Source organism: Paenibacillus sp. 05T425, from assembly GCF_056396205.1.
Genome location: NZ_JBFTLA010000024.1, coordinates 37,500 through 47,783, shown reverse-complemented (window position 1 = coordinate 47,783; position 10,284 = coordinate 37,500). Strand labels below are relative to the sequence as shown.

Sequence of the window (10,284 nt, the reverse complement as noted above, 5' to 3'; positions counted from 1 at the left end):
GTATCGTATACTTTGAAGGCAAGCAGTTGCTTACGGTAAGAGACGGTGATGTTATCATTGTTGTAGCCGATCTTCGCGCCAATTGATTCGAATAAAGAGCGTATCGGCACGAAGGTCGTTCCGTTCGTCTGGATTGGGCCGGGATCGGAAACGATGAACTTGCCGTTGATCCGTAGGGACAGCTGTTTCTGAGAGGGCTTAGCGTTGACGTTAGTCAGCAGTTTCTCTGACGTTTCTTGGTACGGAATGTTGGTGCGGGTGCCCCATGTCCATACTTTTCCGTATTTGTCCAAGGCCGTACCGCTGTTATAGGCGACAGCCGCAACCTTAATGATATCCTTGAGCGGAGCTATGCGCCGTGTAGGATCTTCACTCCAGACCGAATCTCCCCATACGGTACCGTCTTTGTGCAATAGAAGCTTATAGCTGCCTCCATAGGCTTGGCTCACCTGGACATAGTTGCCCGCATTTTTCGAGATGTCATTAGGAATGGTGATATAGGTGGAGTAACCGGTATAGTCTTTGTCGTAACCGTCGAAATCGACGACCGGTTTATCGAAAACACGCTCATACATACCGTAACTCATACTTGTGGTATTGCCGTATACCTTAACCGTTTTGCCGTCGGCCATTAGAATCATTATATATTGCAGGGATGCTTTAATCCCTTTCGCTCCCTCAATGGCGAGTTTAGGCATGCTCGCCAGCTTATCATCGGCCGGAGTCGGGCTGTTGTGGTAGGCGTTAGCACATAGACCCCGATTATCCTCAAAGTCAGGTCTTATGAGAGAAGTTAGGCAAGTATTGCCCCAAACGTAAACCTGCCCCTTGTTGTTAATAGCCATGCTGGCATCTCGTGAGCTTATAGCTTTTATACCGGACAATTCGACAATACGCTTCGGGGTATCCCCAGCGTTCTCCCATGTCCATACTTCGCCGGCTGAGGTAAGAATAAGCTGACCGGAAATTTTAACAGCGCTGGGAACTTGCGGGCCTCTTATGGCTGGTTTGCTGCCGTTTCCAATCCAAATGGTTCCGTCGTTTTGAAGCGCGTAGAAGTTGTCGGCATGGCTTCGGTCATCGATATCAATGATGCCAGTGAGCGGCAATGCGGTGAACATCGTTGTCTTCGCGGCATACACGAAGGTGCTGTTCCCGCTTGAGAGCAAGGAGGCGGAAAGAAGGATAGCGATTAGTACGTATAATTTTCTCATAGGGTCTCCTTAAATTAACAAAATTGGATACGTGTATAGACGCGAGGTTAGCCTAATAAGTTGCTATGCGCGAATTTAATTCATAATGTCAGACTTTCTTTCCTCTACTCCCTCAGTTTCAAATGAAATAGATGCGGCCTCTTCGGCTCACACTTCCTCACTTGGATATGTCTTGACGAAAAAATCCGCCTATCTGATAATAAGGAAAAAGAAGGGTGTCATGAAAGATGACATGCAGATACTGGAAAGGGGATTTCAATTGCATATACCTGACGGATTTTTGGATGCAAAAGCATGGATCACGACGACAGCGGTGGGGGCTGCGGCTGTAGCTTACAGTCTGAATAAGACGAAGCTCGCGGTTTCGTCTTCCAAGCAGGTTCCGATGGTGGCGCTGATCGGATCTTTTGTTTTCGCGGCGCAAATGATCAATTTCCCGATTGCCGGTGCGACATCGGGGCATTTTCTCGGCGGAGCGTTAACGAGTATTTTGTTCGGGCCTTGGATCGGGACGATCGTCATGGCCGCTGTATTAATTATTCAGGCGCTTGTATTCCAAGACGGAGGCATTACGGTTCTTGGGGCGAACATTTTGTGTACGGGCTTCATCGGTTGTTTTGTCGGTTATGGCGTATATAAGGCAGGCATGAAGATCTTTGGCGGCAAAGGTCGGATATTCATTACGTTCATCGCTTCATGGCTGTCTATTGTAGCGGCATCGGCAGGGGTAGGGCTGCTGCTCGCTTGGTCTGGCACGTTCGAGCTTGGCTTAGCCTTGAAAGCGATGGTTGGCTGGCATATGCTGATCGGCATCGGAGAAGGTCTCATTACGACGCTCGTGACAGGCTATTTGCTCGAGCGAAGCAAAGTGCAAGTGAAGGGAGCGGCATTGCAATGAGCGAATTCCAAATTACGGGAAGCAAGGGCAAGTGGATCGTTCTGCTCGTCGTTACACTCGTTATAGCTGGGCTGCTGTCGCCTTGGGCATCGCCGCATCCGGACGGTCTGGAGCGGGTTGCGGAAGACCATGGCTTCATTGACCAAGCGGGAGCTGTTCATGAATGGGCGCCGATTCCCGATTACGAGGTAGCGGGCGTACCGTGGGCGGCGGTTCGTGTTGGTTTAGCAGGTGTGATCGGTGCGGGCATTATGGCCGTTGTACTGTGGGCTTCCATGAAGGGGCTGGCGTCACGGAGGGGGAGAGCGAATGCACAGTCACATGGAGATGGAGCGGGACGGCTCTAAGGCAACACGATCTACGCTAAGGCAAGCAAAGCGGCGTTTCTTGACGGTATTCGGGTTATTAGTTGTAGCTGTGTTGTTGCGACATCCTGCGGCTCTATTGGGGGCGGCAGGATGTTTTCTATTCGGGCTGCTCTGGGCGGGAGTTTCGCTTCGGATAATCATGAAGCGGCTGCTGCTCATTATTCCTTTTGGGCTTGGCGCGGTCGTGCTGCTGCCGTTCCATACGGCTGGAGAGCCGGTATTTACTCTACTCGGTCAGACAGCGAGCGCGGAAGGCATTCGCCAAGCGGAATTGATTTTATTGAAGATCGTGTGCGCGAATCTGCTCATTACGTATTTGAGCGCAACGACGCCCCAGTTTCTTTTGATTAAGAGCTTGCGGGCTGTCGGCATTCCGGCTGTGCTGATCGAAATTATTAGTCTGATGCTGCGCTACTTCTATTTGCTTAAAGCGGAGGCTCAGAGCATGGTGAAGGCGCAGCGCTCACGAGGTCTTGTGCTTGACGGCTGGTTATGGAGCCGTAGAACATATAAGCGTTTCGGAGAGCTGCTCGGCGTCCTTTTCCTTCGCTCGCAAGGACGGAGTGAGCGGATATACCGCTCAATCATGGCGCGCGGTGGGTTCGCCGGCCATGATGCAGCGCCGATTACGAACGGGCCTAATGACGGCAGCGGGCCTCATAAGCATCATGCAAGCGAAAGGGGAAGATTGGGCATGCTGGAGAGGGGAGACATGGAGGCGGCTATTGAGGTGCTCGGCGTTTCCTATCGATATGGCGCTATAGAGGCGCTGCATAACGTCAGCTTCCGTATCGAACAAGGAGATAAGGTTGCCTTGATGGGGCCTAACGGAGCGGGCAAGTCAACGCTCATATCCCTGCTCAGCGGGCTTGAGCAGCCGTCCGAGGGATCGGTTAGGCTGCTGGGAGAATCGCTGGCCGAAGGCGGAGCAAAGCGGCTTAGAAGCAGGCTTGGCGTTGTATTCCAGGACCCTGACGATCAAATATTCTCGACTACCGTCGAGGAGGACGTTGCATTCGGTCCGGGAAATATGGGGCTGACGGATGAGCAGATCAGGCATCGCGTGGAGAAGGCTCTAGGGGCTGTCCATATGCTGGAGTATCGTCATCGGTCGCCGTTCGAGCTCAGCTACGGTCAGAAGCGTCGGGTAGCAATTGCAGGCGTGCTTGCGATGGAGCCGGACATTATCGTGCTCGATGAGCCGATGGCCTTCCTCGATCCGAAGAGCAGGGACGACCTTCAGGGGCTGCTTGAGGCGATGCATGAAACGGGCATCACGCTTATCGTTGCAACACATGATGTTGATTTCGCCGCGGAATGGGCGCAGCGTGTGCTGCTGCTTAAGGACGGCGGACTGCTGGCCGAAGGGACGACCGATCTGCTATTCGACGACCGCTTGTTGTCGAAAGCCGATCTTCATCTTCCGCGGCTTGCGCGACCCTTCCGCGTGCTTCAGGGCACAGGCGGCTTGAAGCCGAAGACGGTGCTTGAAGCTGCGCAGCACATTTGGAAGCTGATGGTGAGGAGCGAGCAGCAGGTACAGCATAATGCGGAGGATAAGCGGGATCTGCAGGTCTCACAGCAGGATAAATCGAAGTGACTTCTCTAGGCGGGCTGTACTAGCGCTAAGCCTTGATTTTCCAGTACCTTCATCGGGTCAATAAAGCCGTGGAAATAGGCTTAAATAGAGCCTTTTGCAGAAATATGGGGCGATTGGCTGCAACCGAGCGGCGTGCATAAGAATATGGGAGTCGATGAATACTATGGTCAGATTCAAAATCACTTTCAAGGATCTTTCCTCTTCGTTATAAACGAGCAGCAGATGTCCAGTAGACTCAAAATCCTCTAGGAAAGCGGGGCAACATGAAATGAAAGCAACTGGAATTGTACGTCGCATCGATGATCTCGGGCGTGTGGTGATTCCGAAGGAGATCCGCCGTACATTGCGTATTCGCGAGGGAGACCCTCTGGAAATATTTGTAGACCGAGATGGAGAAGTTATATTGAAGAAGTATTCGCCGATTGGCGAGCTTGGCGACTTCGCGAAGGAGTATGCCGAGTCGTTGTTCGAAAGCACGAACCATGTAACGATGATTACCGACAGAGACACGGTCATTGCCGTGGCCGGCGCGTCTAAAAAAGAGCTGTTGGACAAGCAGATCGGCTCGGTGCTGGAGAGCTGCATGGAAAACCGGAAAACGCTCGTTGAAGCGAGCGGAGGCACATTCGAGGTCGTGAAGGATTTGCAGGAGACGTATAGCTCCGTCGTAGCAGCGCCAATTATCGCGGGCGGTGACCCGATCGGCACGGTCGTCTTGCTAAGCAAGGACGAATCTGTGAAGATGGCAAATATGGAAACGAAGATGGCGGAGACAGCTGCGGGATTCCTAGCAAAACAGATGGAGCAGTAGCAGCAGTAGCCCAGCCTTTCCGGGTTGCAGATGGAGCAGCAGGAGCTCCTCTACAGCTAGGCAGAGGGTTGGAACATAGTCAGCCTTGTTGGCTGAATGGTGGCCGGGGGCTATACAGGAAGAAAGCGGCGTACAAGCACATAAGCGGGCGAGAGAACAGCTTCTTCGGAACAGAGCAATCTGAGCCGGGGGGCTTTTTTTTCTATATAGCTTTGAAAAAGGGTTGGTGTGATTGCAGCGATACTGGTTCATAGAAGCGATGCTTTAACGGGAAAATCTCCTGTTATTTATCGAGAAAATGCTAAGAATTAAAGAATAGATGGAAATTGTCCAGTTAATAGGGTTTGGTGGCGGTTTAGGATCGAATTTTGCAGAAAATAACAGGATATATTCCAGCTAATGTAGATCGGAGGGGAGAAAATCCGGATTTTAACAGGAGATATTCCTGTTATTGCATGAAAAGGACGTTCGGCTGACCGTTGTTGCTTTGCTCATACCCCCCTTTTGTGAGGTATAATAGGCTTTAACTAACTATACAGGATCGACAGGCGGGGGCGTGGAACAATGGATCGTAAGCCGGCCGGCAGGTTTTGGAAGAACGGCGTCATGCTTATGGCCGGGGCGGCCCTTTTATCCAAGCTTATCGGAGTATTTCAGAAAATACCGTTGCAAAATATCGCAGGGGACAGGGTATTTGGCATTTATAACGCAGTTTATCCGTTCTACCAGCTTGCGGCTGTGCTGGCAACGGCGGGTCTGCCTACGGCTGTATCGCTGCTAATTGCAGAGAGGCTTCGCAGAGGCGAGGATACCGGCGGTGTACGGGGAATTTTGCAAGCGGCGATGCTGCTGCTTGGATGTACGGGCATTATCGTATTTGGTCTGACATGGGCGGGAGCGGACGAGCTATCCGTGCTGATAGGCGACAGGGAGACGGCGAGGGCGATCCGCGCGGTATCGACTGCGTTGCTGTTCGTTCCGCTTGTTGCAGCTTTGCGAGGTTATGTTCAAGGATATGGCCGAATGTCGTTGTCGGCGATGTCGCAGCTTGTTGAGCAGCTTATTCGTGTTGGCGTTATGGTATTCGTACTATGGCTGAGCTGGACGGAAGGGTGGGGAGAGGCTGATATTGCGGCGGGTGTGATGAGCGGTTCGGCCGTTGGGGGCGTGGCAGCGCTTCTGTTCCTGGCGCTGTATGCGTGGCGCGATGGGAGTAAAGGGCGTATTCCGCGTGAAGGTGGAACTCTGTGGAAGGATATGAAGCGGCTGGCGGTTGTTGCGATGCCCGCGGCTTTAGGCGCGATCGTTGTGCCGGCGGTTGGCGTGGTGGACGCGTTCACTGTACCGAGATTGCTGCATGAGAGCGGCATGTCCGAGGCGGAAGCGATGAGCGTATTCGGCGTCTACAGTCGAGCACAGCCGCTTGTCCAGCTTGTTGTCATGATGGCGGGAGCGGCTGCAGCGGCAATCGTGCCGGGTTTAGCGCTCGCCAGAATGCGCGGGGCGTATGGGCAGTTAAGCCAGCAGCTTGCCGTAACCATGCGCGCGGCTTGGGGGATAGGAGCTGCAGCATGCCTTGGTCTAGTCTTGTTGGCAGAGCCGCTTAATGTTATGCTGTATGCCGATTCGAAAGGAACGGTTATATTCATGCTCGTAAGTGTTACGGCGCTCGCTGGCAGCGTCAATGCGATAGCTGCGCCGGTGCTTCAGAGTCTTGGCGCTGTGCGGGCTCCGGCGCTGCTGCTGTTAACCGCGGCGCTGTTCAAGGTTGTTCTTAATGCGGCGCTTGTGCCCGCCTATGGAGCAGAAGGTGCGGCAGTTGCCGGCATTGCCGCACTAGGCGCGACAGCGCTGCTAAGCGCTGCTGCGGTGCGCTATGCCGCCGCGCAAGCAGGCGCGCGGATCGGCTGGCGAATGTTCGCCGCCGGAAGCGCAGGCAGCGCGCCGGTGTCGGCGGCGCGCTCAGCAAAGGCACGGGCCGGCGTGCGTTCCGCCGCCGCCCTTATGCTCGCGCTCGCGGTCATGGCCGCGGCGCTCGTGCTGATCGAGCGCGCGCTGGGCGCCGCGCTCGGAGGCTTGCTGCCGCCTCGGGCGGCAGCGGCTGCGCTTGCGCTGACGTGCGTAGCCGTCGGCGCTTGCGCCTTCAGCGCCGCGGCATTGCGCGGCGGCGCTGTTAGCGCGCGCGAATGGCGCGCGTTGCCGGGCGGCGGCGAATGGGCCGCCCGGCTGAGGCGCTGGCGGCTGATCCCGCCAGCGCGCTAGCTCCCGTTCGGGGCGGCACACTCCGCCCAGCCCATCTGTCTCACCCGAAATAACGAAACAACCTTTCGCTATTCACCGTCACCATCATGATCACCATCACCGACACGTAGCGACAACTAGTTACATCCGCCATCAATAGCGGGTGTTGACCATCATTGCCGCTTCACCATACGCATCATCAATACGAACTGAATTTAGGAGGCTGTTATATATGGCAACAACTTCAATTACGGTCATCGGGCTTGGATCGGGAGATCCCGATCAACTGACGCTCGGCGCATTCCGCAGGCTGCAGCAAGCGGAGCGCCTCTATGTCCGTACCGCTGAGCACCCAATGATGGCAATGCTTCGGGAAAACAATATCCAGTTCGAGTCATTCGACTCCATCTACGAGCAGCTTGAATCGTTCCCGGATGTATACGCGGCCATTGCCGACACGCTTATACGCGAGGCGAGTGAGGGAACACCGATCGTATACGCCGTTCCCGGTCATCCAATGGTCGCCGAGCGTACCGTTCAATTGCTGCGCGAGAACTGTCCGGAAGCAGGTGTTGAGCTGCTTATTCTAGGAGGCGAGAGCTTCCTCGACCAAGCATTCGTGAGCCTTGGATTCGACCCGATTGAAGGGTTTGCGCTGCTCGACGCGACCGATTTGCAGCCGTCAATGGTGCAGCCGCAGTTGCATACTGTTATTGGACAAGTGTATGATGCTTTTACTGCTTCCGACGTGAAGCTTGCCTTAATGGAGCGTTATCCCGACGATTTTGAAGTCGTCGTAGGCCATGCTCTTGGCGTATCTGGCCAGCAGCAGATCATTCGTGTTCCGCTCTATGAGCTTGACCGTACGCCGGGCTTCGGCAACCTGTCGCTCATCTGGATTCCGCGTTCGGACGACGCCTCGCTTCGCAACCGCACGTTTGAGCGGCTGCATGAGATCGTGTCGATTCTTCGCAGTCCCGGAGGTTGTCCATGGGACAGAGAGCAGACGCATCAGTCGATCCGGAAAAACTTTATCGAGGAGCTTTACGAGGCGCTTGAAGCGATCGATAACGATGACCCGGACGGCATGCAGGAAGAATTCGGCGACGTTATTCTCCAAGTGATGCTGCATAGCCAGATGGAAGAGGAGATGGGCGCGTTCTCCGTTTACGATGTGATCCAGTCGTTGAACGAGAAGCTCATATTCCGCCATCCGCATGTGTTCGGCGACGAGAACGCGGACGATGCCGAGGAAGCGCTAGGCAATTGGGAGCAAATGAAGGCTGAAGAGAAGCGGATGAAAGGGACCGATGCTAGCCGCAAATCGGTGCTTGACGGCATTCCGTCCGATCTTCCAGCTCTTATGAAGGCTTATAAGCTGCAGAAAAAAGCGGCTAAAGTCGGTTTTGATTGGGATGAGCTCGGCCCTGTGCTTGCCAAGATCGAAGAGGAGCTCGCTGAGCTTCGCGAAGCGATTGCGGACAAGTCGCAGGAGGAGCAGGCTGCGGAACTCGGCGATCTATTGTTCGCCGTTGTGAACGCATCGCGATTCATCCATGCCGATCCCGAGGAGGCTCTCTCTCGTACGAACAAAAAATTTTATAGCAGATTTTCGTATATTGAGGAGCAGCTTCGTATAAGCGGCAAACAATTTGACCAAACTGATTTAACAGAAATGGATCGCTGGTGGGAAGAGGCAAAGCGCCAATCATAGCTCTCAAATATAAGAGAAAGTATAGATTTGGTGTCTATACCGTGCTTATATTTCTTGCGAAACGATAGCATATGCCGCCAAAATCGGCACAGCCGTTTACGCTTGAATTCTACGCATTTTATAAGTTTCACTCTTATAATGGCCATAGAATTCTACGCGAAACGATAGCATATGCCGCCAAAATCGGCATAGCCGTTTACGCTTGAATTCTACGCATTTTATAAGTTTTACTCTTATAATGGCCATAGAATTCTACGCGAAACGATAGCTTGTGCCCCCATTGTGGGCACTGCCGTTTACGCTCGATTCGTCACAAATCGCCTTTATTCCTCACTATGTACAAAAAAATTTCAAATAGCGGCAGGATTTTTTTGCTCTCGAGCAGAATATGTATTCTGCATGTGGAGTAAAAATTTCCAACCATGGCGGCGTGCAGAACGCTGACCCCAAATAACGGTATGAAATTAGGAGGATTTAATGATGAACAAAACAGACCTGATCAACAACATTGCAGAAAAAAGCGGATTGACTAAACGTGACGTAGAAGCTGTACTTAACGGCTTTCTTGGCGAAGTAACTGACGCACTTGCTGGCGGCGACAAAGTACAATTGATCGGCTTCGGTACTTTCGAAACTCGCAAGCGTTCCGGCCGCGTTGGCCGCAACCCGCAAACCGGCGATCCAATCACGATCGCTGAAGCGAAAATCCCTGCTTTCAAAGCAGGCAACAAGCTGAAAGAAGCTATCAAGTAGTCTAATGCGCCTCGATAAGTTTCTCAAAGTGTCCCGGTTGATCAAACGCCGCACCGTTGCGAAGGATGTATCCGAGCAGGGTCGCGTATGGATCAATGGCCGCGAAGCGAAAGCGAGCAGCGCCGTTAAGGTGGGGGATGAGCTCCAAATCCAGTACGGGCAGAAGATTGTGACGGTACGCGTCGAGCGGATCTCGGAATCGACCCGGAAGGATGAAGCCGGAGAGCTGTACACTTTGGTGAAAGAAGAGCAGCGCCCGCGCGAGAATGTTCTTGAGTGGGAGAAATAAGACGATAAGCGCATATGCGCACGAAACCGCCTGGTAAACGTTACGTTTGCCGGGCGGTTTTTTTTATATCTCCAAGCGCCCAAGTCTCTGTAGTGGCATTTTGTCGAACTAAATCAGAGCGAATTCGGAATATGCGGTGAATAGCTGCATTTCATCGAACTAATTTTCACTTTCCCGCCTAATAAGCCGAAGAACTCGAATTTAACGTCCCCTAATCGAACTAAACGACATCTGCTAACCGCCTACCCCCAATTAGTTGCCCAGAATGCCATTAAAGTTAAAATTAAGCTGTCAGCCCGTCGCCACCAGTTAATCGGCCTCCTCTCCCACAAAAAATGCGACTTCTTCCCGTACGGATCGTACTCCCTACTTGTGGAACAGCGTAAGCATGTTAGA

At 53.2% G+C, this 10,284-nt stretch carries 9 protein-coding genes; 8 read left to right on the top strand and 1 reads right to left on the bottom strand.

Annotation, left to right across the window (positions count from 1 at the left end; genetic code table 11):
- A partial coding sequence (locus AC1DF0_RS30560; protein WP_477577273.1) for a stalk domain-containing protein occupies positions 1 to 1,214 on the bottom strand: 1,214 nt, incomplete at its 3' end.
- A gap of 220 nt (positions 1,215 to 1,434) precedes the next feature.
- On the opposite strand from AC1DF0_RS30560, the gene AC1DF0_RS30555 reads away from it, so the two are divergent.
- The 8 genes from AC1DF0_RS30555 to AC1DF0_RS30520 all read left to right on the top strand — a co-directional run bounded on the left by AC1DF0_RS30555 (position 1,435) and on the right by AC1DF0_RS30520 (position 9,888).
- Complete coding sequence (locus AC1DF0_RS30555; RefSeq protein WP_442050043.1) at positions 1,435 to 2,112, top strand: energy-coupling factor ABC transporter permease; 678 nt, start codon at positions 1,435 to 1,437, stop codon at positions 2,110 to 2,112.
- The gene (locus AC1DF0_RS30550) at positions 2,109 to 2,459 is read left to right on the top strand and encodes a PDGLE domain-containing protein (protein ID WP_442050042.1); all 351 of its coding nucleotides are present in this window, start codon (positions 2,109 to 2,111) and stop codon (positions 2,457 to 2,459) included. The genes AC1DF0_RS30555 and AC1DF0_RS30550 overlap by 4 nt, the downstream gene beginning before the upstream one ends.
- The gene (cbiQ, locus tag AC1DF0_RS30545; protein WP_477577270.1) at positions 2,422 to 4,080 is read left to right on the top strand and encodes a cobalt ECF transporter T component CbiQ; all 1,659 of its coding nucleotides are present in this window, start codon (positions 2,422 to 2,424) and stop codon (positions 4,078 to 4,080) included. Before AC1DF0_RS30550 ends, cbiQ begins: the two co-directional genes overlap by 38 nt.
- Positions 4,081 to 4,348: 268 nt before the next feature.
- A complete protein-coding gene (gene spoVT / locus AC1DF0_RS30540) occupies positions 4,349 to 4,891 on the top strand; it encodes a stage V sporulation protein T (protein WP_442050040.1) in 543 nt (180 codons plus the stop codon).
- Positions 4,892 to 5,455: 564 nt separating this feature from the next.
- Positions 5,456 to 7,153 (top strand): polysaccharide biosynthesis protein, encoded by a 1,698-nt coding sequence (locus tag AC1DF0_RS30535; protein WP_477577268.1) that lies wholly within the window; start codon positions 5,456 to 5,458, stop codon positions 7,151 to 7,153.
- Positions 7,154 to 7,364: 211 nt separating this feature from the next.
- Positions 7,365 to 8,846: a bifunctional methyltransferase/pyrophosphohydrolase YabN gene (yabN, locus tag AC1DF0_RS30530; protein WP_477577266.1), complete on the top strand. Its 1,482-nt coding sequence runs from the start codon at positions 7,365 to 7,367 to the stop codon at positions 8,844 to 8,846.
- Between the two features lie 480 nt (positions 8,847 to 9,326).
- The gene (locus tag AC1DF0_RS30525) at positions 9,327 to 9,599 is read left to right on the top strand and encodes an HU family DNA-binding protein (protein ID WP_307207965.1); all 273 of its coding nucleotides are present in this window, start codon (positions 9,327 to 9,329) and stop codon (positions 9,597 to 9,599) included.
- A gap of 4 nt (positions 9,600 to 9,603) precedes the next feature.
- Positions 9,604 to 9,888 (top strand): RNA-binding S4 domain-containing protein, encoded by a 285-nt coding sequence (locus AC1DF0_RS30520; RefSeq protein WP_337103158.1) that lies wholly within the window; start codon positions 9,604 to 9,606, stop codon positions 9,886 to 9,888.
- Positions 9,889 to 10,284: the final 396 nt, after the last annotated feature.

Excerpts from the sequence above, each read along its gene's own strand:
- AC1DF0_RS30535 (WP_477577268.1), top strand. The coding sequence starts at position 5,456 with ATGGATCGTAAGCCGGCCGGCAGGTTTTGGAAGAACGGCGTCATGCTT.
- AC1DF0_RS30550 (WP_442050042.1), top strand. The coding sequence starts at position 2,109 with ATGAGCGAATTCCAAATTACGGGAAGCAAGGGCAAGTGGATCGTTCTG.
- yabN (WP_477577266.1), top strand. The coding sequence starts at position 7,365 with ATGGCAACAACTTCAATTACGGTCATCGGGCTTGGATCGGGAGATCCC.
- AC1DF0_RS30555 (WP_442050043.1), top strand. The coding sequence starts at position 1,435 with ATGAAAGATGACATGCAGATACTGGAAAGGGGATTTCAATTGCATATA.
- spoVT (WP_442050040.1), top strand. The coding sequence starts at position 4,349 with ATGAAAGCAACTGGAATTGTACGTCGCATCGATGATCTCGGGCGTGTG.
- AC1DF0_RS30525 (WP_307207965.1), top strand. The coding sequence starts at position 9,327 with ATGAACAAAACAGACCTGATCAACAACATTGCAGAAAAAAGCGGATTG.
- AC1DF0_RS30520 (WP_337103158.1), top strand. The coding sequence starts at position 9,604 with ATGCGCCTCGATAAGTTTCTCAAAGTGTCCCGGTTGATCAAACGCCGC.
- cbiQ (WP_477577270.1), top strand. The coding sequence starts at position 2,422 with ATGCACAGTCACATGGAGATGGAGCGGGACGGCTCTAAGGCAACACGA.